General features: G+C 32.9%; 18 protein-coding genes. 4 read left to right on the top strand and 14 right to left on the bottom strand.

Features of this window, described 5'->3' with window-relative positions; genetic code table 11:
* The first annotated feature begins 59 nt into the window (after positions 1 to 59).
* A complete protein-coding gene (locus DM397_RS15155; protein ID WP_111378346.1) occupies positions 60 to 5,909 on the top strand; it encodes an Ig-like domain-containing protein in 5,850 nt (1,949 codons plus the stop codon).
* A gap of 117 nt (positions 5,910 to 6,026) precedes the next feature.
* On the opposite strand, the gene DM397_RS15160 is transcribed toward DM397_RS15155, so the two are convergent.
* From DM397_RS15160 to DM397_RS15170, 3 genes are all read right to left on the bottom strand, one after another.
* On the bottom strand, positions 6,027 to 6,686 hold the full coding sequence (locus DM397_RS15160; RefSeq protein WP_111378347.1) for an SdpI family protein: 660 nt from the start codon (positions 6,684 to 6,686) through the stop codon (positions 6,027 to 6,029).
* Positions 6,687 to 6,689: 3 nt separating this feature from the next.
* A complete protein-coding gene (locus tag DM397_RS15165) occupies positions 6,690 to 6,944 on the bottom strand; it encodes an autorepressor SdpR family transcription factor (protein WP_111378348.1) in 255 nt (84 codons plus the stop codon).
* A 104-nt stretch (positions 6,945 to 7,048) separates the two neighbouring features.
* Complete coding sequence (locus tag DM397_RS15170; RefSeq protein ID WP_111378349.1) at positions 7,049 to 8,326, bottom strand: MFS transporter; 1,278 nt, start codon at positions 8,324 to 8,326, stop codon at positions 7,049 to 7,051.
* 267 nt (positions 8,327 to 8,593) lie between these two features.
* Here DM397_RS15170 and bshC point away from each other — a divergent pair, with 267 nt between their 5' ends.
* The 3 genes from bshC to DM397_RS15185 all read left to right on the top strand — a co-directional run bounded on the left by bshC (position 8,594) and on the right by DM397_RS15185 (position 12,172).
* Entirely contained in the window at positions 8,594 to 10,183 is a 1,590-nt protein-coding gene (gene bshC / locus DM397_RS15175) for a bacillithiol biosynthesis cysteine-adding enzyme BshC (protein WP_111378350.1), read from the top strand.
* 124 nt (positions 10,184 to 10,307) lie between these two features.
* Positions 10,308 to 11,579, top strand: a complete 1,272-nt coding sequence (locus DM397_RS15180; RefSeq protein WP_111378351.1) for an acyltransferase family protein — start codon at positions 10,308 to 10,310, stop codon at positions 11,577 to 11,579.
* A 173-nt stretch (positions 11,580 to 11,752) separates the two neighbouring features.
* On the top strand, positions 11,753 to 12,172 hold the full coding sequence (locus DM397_RS15185) for a nucleoside-diphosphate kinase (protein WP_111378352.1): 420 nt from the start codon (positions 11,753 to 11,755) through the stop codon (positions 12,170 to 12,172).
* A gap of 64 nt (positions 12,173 to 12,236) precedes the next feature.
* Here the strand turns inward: DM397_RS15185 and DM397_RS15190 are convergent, their stop codons facing one another.
* The 11 genes from DM397_RS15190 to DM397_RS15240 form a co-directional block, all read right to left on the bottom strand.
* On the bottom strand, positions 12,237 to 12,956 hold the full coding sequence (locus DM397_RS15190) for a hypothetical protein (protein ID WP_111378353.1): 720 nt from the start codon (positions 12,954 to 12,956) through the stop codon (positions 12,237 to 12,239).
* A 131-nt stretch (positions 12,957 to 13,087) separates the two neighbouring features.
* Entirely contained in the window at positions 13,088 to 13,384 is a 297-nt protein-coding gene (locus tag DM397_RS15195) for a DUF721 domain-containing protein (protein ID WP_111378354.1), read from the bottom strand.
* Positions 13,365 to 13,805 carry a lipocalin-like domain-containing protein gene (locus tag DM397_RS15200; protein WP_111378355.1) on the bottom strand — a complete coding sequence of 147 codons (441 nt, stop codon included), beginning with the start codon at positions 13,803 to 13,805 and terminating at the stop codon, positions 13,365 to 13,367. The genes DM397_RS15195 and DM397_RS15200 overlap by 20 nt, the downstream gene beginning before the upstream one ends.
* Positions 13,806 to 14,301: 496 nt before the next feature.
* A complete protein-coding gene (gene ftsY, locus DM397_RS15205) occupies positions 14,302 to 15,255 on the bottom strand; it encodes a signal recognition particle-docking protein FtsY (RefSeq protein ID WP_111378356.1) in 954 nt (317 codons plus the stop codon).
* A gap of 186 nt (positions 15,256 to 15,441) precedes the next feature.
* Positions 15,442 to 15,594: a DUF4295 domain-containing protein gene (locus DM397_RS15210; protein WP_008468081.1), complete on the bottom strand. Its 153-nt coding sequence runs from the start codon at positions 15,592 to 15,594 to the stop codon at positions 15,442 to 15,444.
* Between the two features lie 73 nt (positions 15,595 to 15,667).
* Positions 15,668 to 15,850, bottom strand: a complete 183-nt coding sequence (gene rpmG, locus DM397_RS15215; protein ID WP_035640032.1) for a 50S ribosomal protein L33 — start codon at positions 15,848 to 15,850, stop codon at positions 15,668 to 15,670.
* 27 nt (positions 15,851 to 15,877) lie between these two features.
* Positions 15,878 to 16,114 (bottom strand): 50S ribosomal protein L28, encoded by a 237-nt coding sequence (gene rpmB, locus DM397_RS15220; protein ID WP_008468080.1) that lies wholly within the window; start codon positions 16,112 to 16,114, stop codon positions 15,878 to 15,880.
* A gap of 71 nt (positions 16,115 to 16,185) precedes the next feature.
* Positions 16,186 to 17,439 carry a CinA family nicotinamide mononucleotide deamidase-related protein gene (locus DM397_RS15225; RefSeq protein ID WP_111378357.1) on the bottom strand — a complete coding sequence of 418 codons (1,254 nt, stop codon included), beginning with the start codon at positions 17,437 to 17,439 and terminating at the stop codon, positions 16,186 to 16,188.
* A 182-nt stretch (positions 17,440 to 17,621) separates the two neighbouring features.
* Entirely contained in the window at positions 17,622 to 17,966 is a 345-nt protein-coding gene (locus DM397_RS15230; RefSeq protein ID WP_008468078.1) for an Hpt domain-containing protein, read from the bottom strand.
* Positions 17,966 to 18,577 (bottom strand): fumarylacetoacetate hydrolase family protein, encoded by a 612-nt coding sequence (locus DM397_RS15235; RefSeq protein ID WP_111378358.1) that lies wholly within the window; start codon positions 18,575 to 18,577, stop codon positions 17,966 to 17,968. Before DM397_RS15235 ends, DM397_RS15230 begins: the two co-directional genes overlap by 1 nt.
* Positions 18,578 to 18,660: 83 nt before the next feature.
* A complete protein-coding gene (locus DM397_RS15240; RefSeq protein ID WP_095931062.1) occupies positions 18,661 to 19,431 on the bottom strand; it encodes a 3'-5' exonuclease in 771 nt (256 codons plus the stop codon).
* Positions 19,432 to 19,480 lie beyond the last annotated feature (49 nt).

Genomic DNA, 19,480 nt, shown 5'->3' on the forward strand with positions numbered 1-19,480 from the left:
GATTTTTGATTTGGTTTTGTAGATATTTAATTACATTTGCCAGTATCCAAATTTAGCCTATGAAACGAATTTTACTTGTACTTTTTTTGACACTATCGGCATCTTGCTATTCACAAGAAAACTGTAACAACGGAATAGATGACGATGGAGATGGAAAGATCGATTTAAATGACGAAGACTGCACTTGTAATAAAACTGCTTCAATTTTATCGAATTCTTCTTTTGAAGAAAAAACGAATTGTCCTCAAAATTATGATGACATTCCAACAAGCACTTATTGGACAAAAGGAACGATCCCATCCCCAGATTATTTAAATAAAGACTGCTATCTTTTTAGTACTATTTACAGCAAAAATCTTCAAAATTTCCCCGATGGTAAAGGAATTTTCAGGGCAGTGTACAAAAACAATAAAAAAGAATATATCGCTACAAAATTATCAAGCCTATTAAGTGCCGGAACAAACTATCAGTTAACACTGAATATTGCTACATTGATGAGTACCGAAACAAATAATCTAAGTAAACGTTTTGATTTTAATTTCTTAGCTCCTACTTACGTGACACTTTATGGATGCAACAATAAAGATAATTTACCATTAAATACCACTTCAGATCCAAACTCGTTTGACTCATCCTGGATTGAAATTGGAAAAGTTTTATACCAACCTCAGACTGCTTGGGGAGAAATAACAATTAATTTTACTACAAGCATTGCTATTAACGCAATAATGCTTGGACCAGAAAAAATATTGCCTCCATCATTTAACACGGACTATGAACCTTCTTTCTTATATGATAATTTAAAATTAAATACTGCTGAAAATTTTGGTGTAACTATTGTTCAAAGTGGCAATTTCTGCAATAATGATTTACTATTGACTGCTAACCTGACTAAAACCATGAGTTCAGCAACAACTTTTCAATGGTATAAAAATGGAATAGCAATAAATGGAGCAACTAATAAAATTTATGCGATTTCTTCAGTCAAAACAAATCTGGGAGAATATGCAGTAAAAGTTACAGATGAAAATGATTGTTTCATAAGTCCAAAATTAACCATAAACAATTCAATTCTTAATCCTTCTGTAACAGTAACCCAGCCTACTTGTCAAGATACAAATGGCTACATCAAAGTTAACGAACCAGGAATCGAATATAGTTTTGATAAAGGTTTGCCTTTTCTTTCAGATGATAACTATGTTACAAAAGATTTGGTTTGGCAAGCAAATGCCAACTTTGCTACAAAAGAATATGGTAAATATTATGTTCAGACAAGAACTGCTTCGGGTTGTATTTCTACACCTACAATTGTAACAATTAATCCTCCAATATTACTAGACCGCCCTACATTTTCGATTATTCAACCAACTTGCAACTCTGGTGGAACTATTACTATCACTACCCCAGGATCACAATTTAGCTTTGATGATGGTTTGACTTGGGAAAACAGTGCTACTAAAACAAACTTACCTACTGGAACTTATTTACTTAAAATAAAAAACAGTAGCGGATGTGAATCCTATTCTCAAAGCGTCTTGCTTTTTCCGTCCTATATTAATTCTCCAAACTATACTTTAACCCATCCTACCTGTAATCAAGGTGGTACTATTACTATTACTAGCCCCGCATCAGAATATAGTTTTGATAATGGAGAAACATGGACAATAAATCCAATGGCAACCAATTTACCTTCTGGTTATTACAATGTTAGAATTAAAGATCAATTTGGATGTATATCGAAGCCTTATTTTAATCAAATTTATTTAAATTCATTTTCTAAACCATATCCGGAAGTTAAAGTTACTCAACCAAAAACTTGTAGTAATACCGGAAGCATTGTTTTTTCAAAGACTTCATATGAATATAGTATTGACAACGGACAAACGTGGCAAAAAACACCTGCCTTTAACAATTTACGACCTGGTAATTACGTAGTTAAAACAAAAAATGGACAAGGTTGTGAGTCCGAATTCTATCCAGTTAAAATAAATTTTTATTTATCTAAACCAACTTATACCACAATAAATCCTACATGTACAACAAACGGCAGTATTACTATTACCAGCTCGGCATCTGAATATAGTTTTGATAATGGAGAAACATGGACAACAAATCCAACAGCGGATAATTTACCTGCGGGTTCTTATAATATTAGAATTAAAAATGAGTTAGGCTGTGAATCTAATGATGCATATGTCTATTTACCTGCTTTCTATCTTAATGAACCTACATACAAAATAATAAATCCCAATTGTGAAACAGAATCAAAATGGGGTATTTTAATTACAACCCCTGCAACATCTTATAGTTTTGACGGTGGATTAACATGGAGTCCAAGCCCAAGCATTTCTAATTTAGATTATGGAACTTACTTCTTGAAAATAAAAAATTCTTTAGGCTGTGAATCAAATTATGCAATTGCCAATATAAGTAATGCTTACTATTTAGAACGACCTAAATTTTCAGTTGTTCAACCTACTTGTACCACTCCAGGACGTGTTACCATAACCACTCCAGCTGCATTTTATAGTTTTGATGATGGAGCAACATGGGGTACGGATCCAAATCTTACTAAATATCCTAATGGTGCCGTAAGTGGCTTTCTTAGGATTAAAAATAAAATAGGCTGTATAAGTGAAAATGATTGGTTTAGTCTTAACCCCAATTTCCTTAATACCCCTACCTATACAATAGTGCAACCAACGACTTGTGACAGTAATGCTACAGGAAGTATTACTATTACGACACCGGCTGCCTTATATAGCTTTGATGGTGGTTTAAATTGGAGCACTAACCCTACAGCTTCAAATCTTCCTGTAGGATTTAAATATCAGTTAAAAATAAAAAACAACGAAGGATGTGAATCAGGAAACCTTGTAGTTGAATTCACTCCTGTTAGATTAAAAGAGGTCGATTACAAAGCTACTTCCCCTAGCTGTGGCAAAGGAGGTTCTATTACAATTACTACACCAGCACCATTTTACAGTTTTGACGGTGGTGAGACTTGGGGCACAAATCCAACTGCTTCAAATTTACCACTTGGTTTTTATTATCCTAAAATAAAAAATGAATCTGGATGCATCTCAGAAACACTTTATTCTGTGAATTTCACTGAAGAATATTTATCTAATTTTAACATACAAGTCACTCAACCTACCTGTGAATCAAAGAATAAAGGAAGTATCACAATAGATCCACTATTTGATCAATATAGCTTTGATGGTGGTAGAACCTGGAGTCAATACAATACAGCCACAAATTTATCTCCTGGTAATTATTCCATAGTCGTTAAAAATAATTTAGGTTGTGAGTCCTGGTGGAGAGTTGCAACACTTTATGATTTTTACTTGCCTAAACCTGATTACACTACAACCCCTCCTACATGCGAAGGAGCAAGTATTACAATAATTACTCCAGCTGCCTCATACAGTTTTGATAATGGAGAAAATTGGACAACTAACCCAACAGCTGTGAATTTAGATGAAGGATATCATTTTATTATTGTGAAAAATGAATTAGGCTGTCAATCATACCCGCTAGGTGTTTATATATCTAAATTTTATCTTAATGAACCTTTATTTACATTTACTCAACCTAATTGTGAAATTTTTGGAAGTATAAAATTTACCTCTTCAGCCTCGCAATATAGTATTGACAATGGCGATACTTGGACTACAAATCCATTAATTTCAAATTTAAAACCAGGGAATTATTATTTAAAAATTAAGGATGAGTTTGGATGTGAATCCAATTCAAAATATATTTCACTTAATGACTTAAATCCTGCACCTGAACAACCAAATATTGTAGTACAGCAACCAAGCAGCTGTACCTCGGCAATGGCATACATTTTAGTAACTACAAACGCTTACCAATATAGTTTTGATGATGGAATAACATGGTCTACTAACTCTCAAGTCGGCAAAACAATTCCCGGTGATTATTTCGTTAGAATTAGAAATAGCGCAACAGGCTGTCCATCACCTTCTACTAAAGCGATAATTAATCCTGCTTTAGATGCTGTAAAAGTTCCAACTTATACCGTTTCGCAGCCCATCAGCTGTACAAATCCTTTTGGAACGGTCACAATAACAACTTTAGCTTCAAAATATAGTTTTGACAATGGAATAACTTGGAAAACAAGTCCAGATTCTGAAAATCTAGCTGTTGGAAATTATAAAATTAAAATTCAAAATGCCGCCGGATGTGAATCCGAAGCTGTTTCGATTACCATAAATGCTCCTACAGATTACCCAGCTATTCCAACAAACAGTATAATCCAACCTAATTGTAATAATAGCCAAGGAAAAATAACCATTCTTACTACAGCATCAGAATATAGTTTTGATAACGGTCTAAACTGGTCTAATAATGCAACATCGACATTTTTAAATCCAGGTGAATATTATTTAAAAATTAAAAATGCCAATGGGTGTGTTTCTGAACCAGTAAGAACCACTATAATAGCTTTTGTTAATTCTATACCATTACCTGAAAATGCAAATCCTAAAATCTTCTGCATTCAGGAAAATGCAACTTTAGACAATATTCAAATGATCGGAAACAATATAAAATGGTATAATGCTCAAACTGGCGGAACTCCTTTGGTCAATACAACATTACTCCAAAATGATGGAGCTTATTTTGCATCACAAACTATAGATGGGTGTGAGAGTTTAAGAGTTCCTATATCCGTTACGATTCAGAATACATTAACACCAACTGGAAATGCCAATCAACAATTTTGTACAGGACAAAACCCAACAATTGCAAATCTTGACGTAACCGGAACTTTAATAAAATGGTACGATGCACTAACCAATGGAAAGTTATTAGCAGAAACAACAAATCTGGAAAACGGTAAAACGTATTACGCATCTCAAACAGAAAACAGTTGCGAAAGTCCAAGATTTGGAGTTACAGTATCAATTGTAAATACTCCGTCTGCCCCATCAGGAAATGGAACCCAGGAATTTTGTAAAAATGAAAACCCAACATTGGAAGACATTCAAATGACTGAACAAAATTTAAAGTGGTACGATACCCATTTTTCAGCAGCTCCTCTGCCTAATACAACTTTATTAGAAAATGATCGAACGTATTACGCTTCACAAACAATTGGATGTGAAAGCGACAGGACTCCAATTTTGGTAAAAGTCTATAATACACCTTTGCCAACTGGAAATAATAATCAACAATTTTGCATCGATGAAATTGCAACCATAGAAGATCTTAGGATAACTGGAACTGCACTAAAATGGTATAGCGCGTCAATAAATGGAAATATTTTACAAGAAACAGATTTATTACAAAATGGAAAGTATTATGTGACACAAACTCTAAACAACTGCGAAAGCGAAAGATTACCTATTACTGTAAAAGTACAAGACACACCAATTCCAATTGCCGATTCTCCACAGCAATTCTGTATTCAGAAAAATGTAAAAATTAGTGATATTGCAATAAATGGTCAAAATATCAAATGGTATGAAAGTTCTACCTCTACAGGTAAATTATCAGAATCGACTCCATTAGAAAATGGAATTACGTACTATGCTTCTCAAACAATCAGTAATTGTGAAAGCGACAGAATTCCTGTAACAATAAGTATTCTAGAAGCAACAGCTGGAAATTGTATTCATTTGGTTAATGAACTTCCTTATCCAAAATTCTTTACGCCAAATGGCGATGGCTTTAATGACACTTGGACAATCGACCCTGATTATTTGGCTCCTAATTCGTCTATTAGAATATTCGATCGATACGGAAAATTAATTAAAGAATTGGCATTAAACACTTCTTGGAACGGAACTTATCTCGGAAATCAACAACCAGCTTCAGACTATTGGTTTACCGTCACTAGAATAAACGGAACAGAGTATAGAGGACATTTTTCTTTAAAAAGATAATCAGTTATAGCAAAAAAGGTTCGTACTTAAACGAACCTTTTTTTATTTAAAACTTTATAATATAATGCATTACCAATTCTACTAGAATAACTATTACTTTTATCATGATTCCTAAATTTACATTTGGCCTTTCTTTTTCAAACTCCTATATTTCAAATAAGAATAAGCTATAGGCACAATTGCTATAGCAAAAACAATTGTCAAAAACACTTTAGCGAAAATAGAACTGTCAAAAATCAAACTTCCCAAAATAATGATCAACCCAGCAATAAACCAAAGTTTTCCAGCAAATAAGTGTGTCGTTTTCCAGACTTCTTGATTTTCTAAAGTCCACGGTGTCTTAATTCCGACAAAATAATTGGGCCTTATCACTTTAAAATAGTTTCCTAAAATCATAAACAAAGCGCCAGCCAAAACGAAAATAAAACTTGGGCTCGAAATAGTTTGACTTTTTGTACTGTAAATAATAAATAAAGCTAAAAGCGACATAAATAAAACCAAAACAAATTTAAGCTGATACAATTTTCCTCCCATTAAAGAAATTCTTTTCTTAGGATCAATCTTTGTGATAACAGATAAGACGATATAAGTTAAAACTGGAAGCATAAAAAGCATTGCAATCAAAGTCAATTTATTTCCCCAGCCATCTATTTCTCCTCTAGAATTCCAGTGAATAGGAACTATCTCAGGCAGACTTTTCCAAACTGCAGCTAAATAAACACAAGGAATCAAAACAATCCCAATTAAAGGAAGCTCTTTTTTAAATTCTAAATTCATTTTTTATTGTTTAAAGGTTAGTATCCATTGCAAAACATCTTCCATTATGGTGGTATTGATGGAGTAAATGATGAATTGCCCGTTTTTTTCAGATGTAATTAAATCAGCTCTTTTTAAAATGTCTAAATGATGAGAAATACTTGGTTTAGAAATATTAAAAGCATCAGCAATCTCTCCTGCCGACATATCTTTTTGCTTTAAAAGATCCAGAATCTCTCTTCTAGTCGCATCATTTAATGCTTTAAAAATATCATTCATTACATTTATATATTTAGACAAATATCTAAATACTTTTTAAACAAACAAAAAAAAAGCAGTAATTTTTTACATTACTGCTTTCAAATATTTTAAATGGAATTTATTTAAAACTTATGTTCGTCTTTGCTAATTACCAAAAATGAAACTAAAGATATAAGTGCAGCTGTAACCAAATAATACCCCACATAACTCACATCATAAGTCTTAGCTAGCCAAATCGCAATCATTGGCGCAAATGCAGCGCCTAGGATTCCTGCCATATTGAACGTTAATGACGCTCCAGAATAACGAACGTTCGTCGGAAACAATTCGGAAAGAAAAGTTCCCAAAGGGCCATATGTAAATCCCATCAAAGACATTCCGATACAGGCAAATAAAGCAACCAATGGAATATTACCTTCTTTCAGGAAAAACGAAAAGAAAAATCCAAAAACCGCAATAGCTGCTGTCGCCGCTATAAGCATTTTGCGACGTCCGATTTTATCTGCAACGACTGCCGAAACCGGAATAAAAAGTGCAAAAAATAATACTGAGAATAATTGAATCAATAACCCGTCTCTTTTTACAATTCCTAAATCTGACGTTGCCCAGCTTAGAGTGAAAACTGTCATTAAATAGAAAACCAAAAATGTTGTAATCGCGGCAAAAGTTCCGAAGATCAATTGATTTTTATAAGATTTCACCAATTCTAAAAATGGCACTTTTACTTCTTCTTCATGCTTTTTAGCTTCTTCAAATGAAGGTGTTTCGGTAATTTTTGTTCGAATATAAAAACCAACAATTACCAAAAGTGCGCTGGCAATGAAAGGAATTCTCCATCCATAACTCATAAAATCTTCATTACTCATCGAATCAGTAAGCAATAGAAAAGTTCCGCCTGAAAGTAACAATCCGATTGGCGCGCCTAATTGCGGAAACATTCCGTACCAAGCACGTTTATTTGGTGGCGCATTCTCAATGGCAAGCAAAACAGCTCCTCCCCATTCTCCTCCTAAACCAACACCTTGTCCGAATCGGCAAAGCATCAATAATAATGGAGCGGCGACACCAATACTTTCATAACTTGGCAGAAAACCAATTGTAACGGTAGAAATTCCCATGGTCAACAAAGCAGCAACAAGAGTAAATTTACGTCCGATTTTATCTCCGTAATGTCCAAAAAATGCAGAACCTAACGGACGAGATAAAAAGGCTATAGAAAAAGTCGCTAAAGATTCTAGAGTCGCCATCGTCGAATCTGAACTTGGAAAAAATAATTGTGGAAAAACCAATACGGCAGCATTGGCATAAATATAAAAATCAAAAAATTCGATTGTAGTGCCAATAAGGCTTCCAAAAAGAACATGTTTTAAAGAGTTCTTTTTATTCGGGTTATTTTTCATGAAAAATGATGTCTTTTTTATTTGCAAAAATAGAGTTTCATTATTAAAAATTCATATTTACATAAATTACTTTTACAACTACTTTATATTTTTAACAAATTATCTAAATTTTCAATTTTCAACAATCTTACAAAATCAAAATTTAAAACACTGATTACAACGCTTTTAAAAACATCAGAAAAAAATCAAATCTTAAGCAATTGTTAATAGCGTTTTTAACTGTATATTTTCATTAAATTTACAGCTGTCAAAAATAAATTATAAATTATGCCTACCGACTGTATCAGCTTTCAATCTTCTGGATATTTCTCTAAACTAATGCAGGATTATTTAGATCAAAAACCAGAATTAAAACCGCTGTACAATAATTTTCCAGTCTTAGAAAATTTCGAAAAACAAATTGCTGAAAAATCAGCCAATTTTGACCACAGCAACCGAACAGTGTTGGTTGACACTTTGCATAAGCAATATCAAAACATTGAAATTTCTGATTTAACAAGACAGAATATTTCGCTTTTAGCACTCGAAAATACTTTTACCATTACCACTGGTCACCAACTGAATTTATTCAGCGGACCATTATATTTTTTATATAAAATTATTTCAACAATTAATTTAACTAAAGAATTAAAATCAAAATACCCTTCGTACAATTTTGTTCCAGTTTACTGGATGGCGACAGAAGATCACGATTTTGAAGAAATTAATTATTTTAATTTTAAAGGAAAAAAAATTCGATGGAATGCCGAAAGCACTGGTCCAGTCGGAAGACTTGCAACTGATGGTTTAGAAGATTTATTTGAAATTTACTCTCAGGAATTAGGTTCAAGCACAAATGCAAATTCACTGAAAAAGCTTTTTGAAGATGCTTATCTAAAACATTCAAATCTAGCAGATGCAACCCGTTATTTAGCAAATACACTTTTCGCTAGCTATGGCTTAGTAATTATAGATGCAGATGATGCCGATTTGAAACGTGCTTTTATTCCGTATGCAAAAGAAGAATTAGAAAATCAGACTTCGTTTAAAGAAGTTCAAAAATCAATTGAAGAGCTTGCCGAATATACCGTTCAGGTAAATCCGCGCGAAATCAATTTATTCTATATTGAAGATAAACTGCGCGAAAGAATCATTTTTGAAAATGACAAATATTGGGTTAACAATACCCGAATTTCATTTTCTAAGGAAGAAATTCTAAAACTTTTGGAAAGCAATCCTGAAAAATTCAGTCCAAACGTAATTATGCGTCCATTATATCAAGAAATTATTCTACCTAATCTTTGCTACATTGGCGGAGGCGGAGAAATTGCTTATTGGTTAGAACTGAAAGCCTTTTTTGATGCCGTAAATATTACTTTTCCGATATTATTAGTCCGAAATTCAGTTCTTCTAGCAACCGAAAAGCAATCTAAAAAAGCTGATAATTTAAATTTAACTTGGAAAGATTTATTCAGCAAATCAGAGAATTTAATCAATGAGATTACTCATAAACTTTCTCCATTTCCTATAGATTTAACTCCTCAAAAAGAAGCCCTTGAAAAACAGTTTAGCTATCTTTTTGAATTGGCTGAAAAAACAGACAAATCTTTCACAGGAGCTGTAAAAGCACAAGAAGTAAAACAAAAGAAAGGTTTAGAAAATCTAGAAAAGCGTTTATTAAAAGCACAAAAAAGAAAACTGGCTGATCAATTGGAACGTGTTACCGATTTGCAATGTGAATTATTTCCAAACAATAGCCTTCAAGAACGCCAAGCTAATTTCTCTGAATTTTATTTAGAAAAAGGAGAACAATTGATTCCACTTTTAATTCAGAAATTAAAGCCTTTAGAACATAATTTTGACATCATAATAATCTAAAATAATTATCTTTAGAAATTCAAAAGTGATAATTTAGGAACAAATAACCAGCTCATTTCCGATATTATTGCTGTCTCAAACCAAATAGAATTATATTTTATAACCTATTTAACGAACTAACCTAATGGTAAGAGAACGCCTAATTTCGCTTGATGTCTTTCGCGGACTGACTATTCTATTGATGACAATTGTAAACAATCCCGGTGACTGGGGCAATGTTTATCCACCACTTTTGCACGCGCAATGGAATGGCTGTACACCAACAGATCTTGTATTTCCGTTTTTCATCTTTATAATGGGAGTTGCTGTACCACTTGCAATGCCCGACAAAAAATACGACGAAACAACGTTCAATAAAATCCTAATTCGTTCTTTAAGAATGTTCTGTCTGGGGATTTTCTTTAATTTCTTTGGAAAAATTCAGCTTTTTGGTTTAGATGGGATTCCGCTTCTTATAGGCAGATTGATTATTACTTTTGCCGTTGGTTATGGTCTGATGGGGAATTTCAGTAATAGACTAAAAAACATTTTTGCTTTTAGCATTTTAGCAATATATCTTATTTTAGCTTACGGAGGTTTTGAAAATTATGCAGACGTGAGACTTCCTGGAGTACTACAACGTATTGCAGTTGTCTATTTTGTAGTTTCGCTTTTATATTTAAAAACATCGCGAAAAATACAGCTTATTACAGGAATCGTTTTGCTTTTTGGCTATTGGGCTGTTATGATTTTAATTCCAGTTCCGGGATTTGGAGAAGCTAGTTTAGAAAAAGGAACCAATTTAGCTGCTTGGGTCGACAGCGTGTTTTTAAAAGGACATATGTATCATGAAACCAATACTTGGGATCCTGAAGGAATCTTGAGCACACTTCCGTCAATTGTAAACGGAATTATTGGTTTATTTATAGGACAAATTCTGCTTCTTAGTGTAACTAAAATCCAAAAAGCCCAAAGAATGGGAATGATTGGTACATCGTTAATCTTTTTTGGATTAATCTGGGATTTAGTTTTCCCAATAAATAAATCCATCTGGACAAGCAGTTATGTTTTATATACAACAGGATTAGCAACAGTTTTCTTAACCGTTTTATATTTAATTATTGATATTGCCGAATACAAAAAAGGGTTTAAACTCTTTTTAATTTGGGGAGTCAACCCAATGATTGTATTCTTCGCTTCGCAAATTATACCTCAAGCTTTGGTAATGATTCGTTTTCAAAATCCGTCACTTCCAAGCGAACAAATCAATCTATTAGATTATTTGTACAGATTTGGCATCGCACCATTTTTTAGCAATCCAATGACAGCATCATTGGCAGGCGCATTAACCTATGTAGCAATCTGGACATTTATTTTATGGATTTTCTATAGAAACAAGTTGATTTTTAAAGTTTAAAAACAATAAAAATATTTTTAAAGACGCGCAATTGTGCGTCTTTTTTTTGACTATGATTCACAATTTCTTCCATTCTTAATCAAAACATCATTCCAGCATGTTTAAATTATGAATTTATTAAAATCAATTCATAAAAAAAGTATACTTTTGCACAAAATTTAATAAAATACAAAATGGCAACAAATAGAACTTTTACAATGATTAAACCAGATGCTGTTGCAAACGGACACATCGGAAATATCTTAGCAATGATTACTAATGGTGGTTTCAAAATCGTTTCATTAAAATTAACTCAATTAACTGTAACTGATGCTAAAGCATTTTACGCAGTACACGCAGAAAGACCTTTCTACGGAGAATTAGTTGAATTCATGTCTCGTGGACCAATTGTTGCTGCTATTTTAGAAAAAGACAACGCAGTAGAAGATTTCAGAACTTTAATCGGTGCCACAAACCCAGCAGAAGCTGCTGAAGGAACTATTCGTAAAGCATACGCTACTTCAATCGGAGAAAATGCAGTTCACGGATCTGACAGCGACGAAAACGCTGCTATCGAAAGTGCATTCCACTTTGCAGGAAGAGAGCAATTCTAAGACTTCTTAAATCATAAAAAAAACCGCTTCATAACTGAAGCGGTTTTTTATTTACTTATAATCATTAAAGACTTTCAGAAGTCTTCTTTACCATTTTCTCAACTCTGCCATCCAAATCTTTTAAAAGCTCGTCTAATGCGCTTTCGCACATTGGCAATACTTTATCAAAAGATAAAACAGGAATTCCTCCTACTATTGTTCCCGTTTTCTTTGAATTTGCTCCTTCGTTAAATGCAAAAACTTTTTTTCCATTTTTATCATACAAAGCAATTCTTGCATAAGCTCTCATTTTAATAGTACCAGTTCCGCCAACTGCAAACCCTTTTACCACAGCAAAGTGAATCTCTGTAAACAAGACACCATCTGCATTATCTTTAAACATAGTAGCAGTTGCCACTTCATTTGCTGAGCCATTTATTCCCTCATAGATATATTTATATCCAGGGTAATTGATAATATATTTTCCCTTTTCTCCCTCTCTATCAAAATGAGGAATATAGTCAATATACTCTTGTTTTTGAGTTACATCTGTTTCAGGAAGTAAATCAAATGGAAACTTTTTAGAATAATCATTAAAAAAAGCATTGTGATACTTTTCCAAAATTGGTTGTAGGTTAAAATTTGGATTGTTTCCTAAATCTGTTACTGCCGCAACAGCACTTAAACCAAGCTCTGAAAGATCAATTGTTTTGTCAGTGTAAAAAGCAACAACAGCAACTTTTTTCTTTTGTGAATAACCAGTTAACGTACATAATACGGTTAGAATTAGTAAAATTTTTTTCATTGATTTTTTATTGTTTTTGGGTTTATAAAAAAGACGCTATTTTAAAGAAATAACTGCCCAAATGTATCGTAAAAAAAAACACCTCACAATAGAAGTGTTAATTAATTTTAAAATTTATCTTACTAAAAAAACTACCGCAAAATCACGTCTTTCACCACTTCACGGCCCAATTCTTCATTGATCATTTTCACGATTTTATATTTTCCGTGAGTTAACTCTTCACGTAAAACAGAAGACCCCAATTCTACATAAAGTGTGCTTCCTTTCAGAACAACATTACGAGTATATGTATTCACACCATTTCCCATAAGCTGTCTCCAAGCCTCACGAACATCAATTTCATCCATTCCAGGCTGTAATTTGTTCACCTGAATAATTTGCTGTAAAACAGCACCTATTGTTGTTTCGCTATTTAGTCTTTTCGCCATCGTTCAAAAGATTTACTGGTCCAGCTTTTTTATAATGATATTCAATTTTTTGCGGATTTTTCACCACTAATTTGTCATCCGAAAGCGAAATAATTTCTTCGCTCCATTTGGTATATTTCGTTTTGTAATCTAAGAAAGCCTGATCTCCCGCAAAACGAACTGATACATTCTCAAAAGTATCTGTTGTCAAAAAAGTGCCATCAAACTGTGGCATCACTTTCGTTCGGACACCTTTATTATTTTTAATCTGAAAAAAATCAAAAGTCTCGTTCATTTTATATTCCTTCTCTTCTCCTTTCTCAAAAACCACTTTTTCAATTTCCCAATAACCGTTCAATTTAGCAATATCTGCTGGTTTTATTTCCTGTTTACAGCTCACAAACAAAAATGAACAAAACAAAACTATGAAAGCATTTTTCATAAATAAAAATATTAAAATTTATTCTTTTTTCTTTAAAATGAAGTCGAAGATTTAGGAGCTGATTCTTGCTGTCCACTGTATCTTTTGTGTCCGCCGCGGCGGACACAAAAGGATGCCGCTCCCATCAGGGCTAGGGCTCCCGTTTTCAAAAGAAATTTTATCGAACTACAAAGATAATCTTATAATCATCAAAAGAAATAAAAAATCAAAAAACACATGAAACTATTTTTAGAAGCAATTGTTCCCTAATAAAAAAAGTCTTTAAATAGAAAAAACCTAAACGATCTTTCTATTTAAAGACTCAATATTTTTTAAGCAATCTTTATTATCGGTTGTTTTTTATTCTTTTAAGAACCCCTAAAAAGAATAAAACAATTCCCAAAACCAATAAAATATAATATACTGAAAGATTTTTATCCTTTAAAACATTTGCCAGAACAAAAGATATTACACTAGCAAAATAGAACGTTAAAGCTGATACATTTTTCATTATAAATTATTTAAAGAAACTATCAACGAATTCATATTTATTAAAGACTTGCAAATCTTCAATTCCTTCGCCAACACCAATATATTTAACCGGAATTTGAAATTGATCAGAAATACCAATTACAACTCCCCCTTTTGCAGTTCCGTCCAATTTAGTTACCGCTAATGAAGTAACTTCTGTTGCTGCTGTAAATTGTCTTGCCTGTTCAAAAGCATTCTGTCCTGTTGAACCATCCAAAACTAAAAGCACATCGTGAGGCGCATCGGCAACCACTTTCTGCATTACACGTTTTACTTTTGTCAGCTCATTCATCAAGTTTACTTTATTATGAAGACGACCAGCAGTATCAATAATAACAACATCTGCATTTTGAGCCACAGCAGATTGCAAAGTATCAAAAGCTACAGAAGCAGGATCGCTTCCCATTTGCTGTCTTACAATTGGCACGTTTACACGATCTGCCCAAACTTGCAATTGATCAATCGCAGCCGCACGAAAAGTATCTGCAGCACCTAAAACCACATTATGACCCGCTTTTTTAAACTGATAAGCCAATTTACCGATCGTTGTTGTTTTGCCTACTCCATTTACTCCAACAACCATCAAAACGTAAGGCTTTTTATCTTTCGGAATTTCGAATTCAGTGGCTTCACCTGTATTCGTTTCAGACAGCAAAGCCCCAATTTCATCGCGCAGAATTTGATTTAATTCGTCTGTTCCTAGATATTTATCTTCAGCAACACGTTTTTCAATTCTTTCAATGATTTTTAATGTAGTATTTACTCCAACATCAGAACCTACAAGAACTTCTTCAAGATCATCTAAAACATCATCGTCAACTTTAGATTTTCCTGCAACGGCTTTGCTTAACTTTGAGAAAAAAGTAGTTTTTGTTTTTTCAAGACCTTTGTCTAAAGTTTCTTTTTTTTCGCTAGAGAATAATTTTTTAAAAAAACTCATTTTTTGTAGTTTATTAGATTATTAGGTTTCTCGATTTCCTGACCAGAAACCCAAATCTTTAAAGAAAGTGCAATTGTTTCCTTAAAAAGAGCCAATTGTTACGATTCTTTAAATTTTTAGACAAATATAGGTAATAAAAAAGCTACTTCCGAATGAAAGTAGCTTTTCTATATAATGTAAATGTAATTATTTCTTTTTCAAGAATTCATCAACTTCTTCAGGAGCCATAATAGATTCTACGAATGTATATGCACCAGTTTTAGGAGATTTTACCATTTTGATGGCTTTTGATAATCTCTTAGAAGATGTTTGTAACGATGCTACGGTTTTCTTTGCCATGATTCAAATGTTTTGGAATTCAATAAATCTTCAAATGAAAAACCATTTGAGATTTTATCAAAATCTCTAATTATTACTTAATTTCTTTGTGAACAGTTACTCTTTTTAAGATTGGATTAAATTTTTTAATCTCTAATCTATCTGGAGTGTTTTTTTTGTTCTTAGTTGTAATATATCTAGAAGTTCCTGCAACACCAGAAGCTTTGTGCTCAGTACATTCTAAAATTACTTGGATTCTATTACCTTTCTTTGCCATCTTGCTATATATTTATTTAGGAAAAGATTATTTGATAAATCCTTCTGACTGCGCTTTTTTCAAAACTGCAGTGATTCCATTTTTATTAATTGTTTTTATCGTAGATGCTGCTACTCTAAGAGTAATCCATCTATCTTCTTCTGGAAGATAAAAACGCTTTTTAACTAAGTTTACAGAAAACTTTCTCTTAGTTTTGTTCATAGCGTGAGAAACGTTATTTCCTACCATCGCTCTTTTACCTGTAAGGTCACAAACTCTTGACATTATACTTATCTTTTATCGTTATTCAAAATCAGGGTGCAAAGAAAAGAAAAATAAACCATTGTAGCAAAAAATTATTGCACAAATTTTAAAATTTCTTTCTGTAAAATTTCCAAACTCTTAACTGATGCCCTATCTATCACTTTTTCACGCGATTGTCCGAAGTTAAATTCTTCAACAATTACTCCGTTTGGTGTGGCTAAAGCAATAAAAACTGCACCTATTTCGGCATCAGAATCTCCTTTTGAAGGACCTGCATTGCCCGTCGTTGCCAGCGCATAGTCTGTTTTCAGCAATTCTTTAACATTCAAAGCCATAGCCGATGCTACCTCAGCACTTACAACTGAAAACTGATCAATTAAATTCTGCGGAATTCCCAAAACATTCACTTTAGCTTCTGTTGCATAAGAAACAACACTTCCTTTAAAATAGCCTGACGAACCCGGAACAGATGACAGCAATGAAGCAACTCTTCCTCCTGTACAACTTTCTGCTGTTGAGACGGTTTTATTTTGTTTAGAAAGCAATTTACCTATTACAGTTTCAATTGTTTCATTTTCTTCGTAACCTACAATTATATCATGAATTATAGCATCTAAAGATTGAACATTAGATTCTATTGCCTCTTCTAATTCTTCTTTATTAGTGCCGCGAGCTGTTAGGCGGAGACGAACTCGTCCTGGATTTGGCAAATAAGCCAGTTTTATAAATTCTGGAAGATTATTTTCCCATTGCTCAATACGTTCTGCAACTAAACTTTCGCCTTGACCATAAGTTAAAATAGTTTTATGAATAATATAAGGACGTTTGTATTCGCGAACGATTTTTGGAATTATTTCCTCTTCTACCAAATATTTCATTTCATACGGAACTCCTGGAAGCGAAATAAAAACCGTATCTTCTTTCTTCATCCACATTCCCGGCGCAGTTCCCACTTTATTATGCAATACCGTACAAGTTGACGGAACTAGAGCTTGATCTTTGTTAAGCTGAGAAATTGGTCTTTTGTAAAAACCTTCAATTAATTCTGTAACGTGTGCCAAAACTTTTTGATCGACTACTAATTCATCATCAAAGTATTCACAAAATGTTTTCTTTGTAACATCATCTTTTGTTGGTCCTAATCCGCCTGTTACAATAACAACATCCACTTTGTTTTGCAATTGCGTAAAAGTATCCAAAATATGTTTTTTATCATCGCTTATCGATAGCATTTCTGCCACCTCAACTCCAATTCTATCAAGTGATTTAGCAATAAAAGCCGAATTTGTATCTACGATTTGGCCAATTAAGATTTCATCTCCAATAGTAATAATTGCTGCTTTCATATCAGTGAAATATTTTTGTTTCTTACTTTCAGTAAGCTATAATTTATAAGTAGAAAATTTAAATTTTGTCTTGGAGGAAGGTATAACGGCTTTTACAAACTATAAGCCACTTACAAAATTTAAAAAATGATTTTTGACTTATTCCTTAATTTAAAGAAATCAGGAATAAGCCAAATTTTATATTAAAGATCAAAATCTTTTTTAATTTCTTTAATCGCTTCTTTTACTTGTACTTTAATACTTTTAAAAGTTTCGATAATATCTTTTTTCTTGCCTTCAGCTTTTGTCCACGCTTCTACCTGCAAAATTTCTTCAAAAGCCACATTTAACCCCATCAAATCCAATGTTGGCTTTATTTTGTGCGCATACGAATACGCATATTTATGATCCTTCTTTTTAATTCCTTCTTTAATTTGTTTTAAATCTTCCGGGACTTCTGTAACAAATAAAGTCAAAATCTGATTTACAAATTCAGGATCGTTATCTGAAAGCGCATATACTTTCGAAAGGTTGTACTTTAAAGCCATTATTTTACTTGTATTCTGAATAATTTTTTATCTTCTAAAAAGCCTTCTAAAATGTCATTTGGTTTTACAGCCGCAACACCTGCCGGTGTTCCTGTAAAAATAATATCTCCAATTTTTAAAGTAAAAAACTGAGATACATGAGAAATCAATTCGTCAATTTTCCAAAGCATCATACTTGAGTTTCCTTTTTGAACCACTTCTGAATTGCTTCTTAATTCAAAATTAAGATTTTCCACAGAAACAAAGTCAGTTTTTGGTAAAAAATCACCAATAACCGCAGAACCGTCAAAAGCCTTAGCTTTTTCCCACGGAAGCCCTTTTTCTTTCAACTTACTTTGCAGATCTCGAGCAGTAAAATCGATTCCTACGCTAATTTCATCATAATATTTATGAGCAAATTTCGGTTCAATATATTTCCCAACTTTATTAATCTTAACGATTATCTCAACTTCATGATGAACATCTTCAGAAAACTCTGGAATTACAAACGGATGCTGTTTCAGTAAAACAGCAGAATCTGGTTTCATAAAAACAACCGGCTCACTCGGACGCTCGTTTTTCAACTCTTCTATATGATTGGCATAATTCCTGCCGACACAGATAATCTTCATTTTTTTTTAGGTTCTAAGATACTTAAGATGCTAAGTTTCTAAGGCAAAAACTCAGAACCTTAGAAACTTAGCACCTTAGAAGCTTACTTCGTATTTAATTTTCTTAATTTAATTGCTGTTAAAACTTTTTTGGTATACAGTGGGAAATCAGCATTTTGAATCCAGCTGAAATATCCAGGTTCTGTTTCTAAAACTTTCTCCACTTTAGCTCCTTTGTGTTTTCCAAAAGTAAAAATTTCTTCATCATCTTTATCAAAAGCAATCATTCCTGCAAAATCTGCTATTTTTTTACGAGTTGTAAATTCAGATAAAGATTTCATATCATTTTCCAATTCCGGATAACGATCTAATTGCGCTTTCAAGATTTCGTAAGTTGCCATTGTATCTGCTTCTGCCGAATGGGCATTATCGAGACTTTTACCACAATAAAACTTTAAAGCCGCACTTAAAGTACGCTCTTCCATTTTATGAAAAATAGTCTGTACATCTACAGAAACTTTATTCTTCATATCAAAATCAACTCCCGCACGAAGCAATTCTTCTGCTAGAAGTGGGATATCAAAACGATCTGAATTAAATCCCCCCAAGTCGCTATCTTTAATCATATTATGAATATGCGGAGCAAGTTCTGCAAAAGTTGGTTCGTTGGCTACTTTCTCGTCAGTGATGCCATGAACTGCAGTTGTCTGCGGAGGAATTGGAATTGTCGGATTAACCAACCACGTTTTACTTTCTTTGTTTCCGTTAGGAAAAACTTTGAATATTGAAATTTCTACGATTCTATCTTTACCGATATCAATTCCCGTTGTTTCGAGATCAAAAAAGCAAATTGGCTTGTTAAGTTTTAATTCCATTTCTATTTTTTATAAGTTTACAAATGTAATTTTTAAAGCGGAATATCTC

It is taken from the genome of Flavobacterium nitrogenifigens (genome assembly GCF_003254565.1).
GTDB classification, from domain to species: domain Bacteria; phylum Bacteroidota; class Bacteroidia; order Flavobacteriales; family Flavobacteriaceae; genus Flavobacterium; species Flavobacterium nitrogenifigens.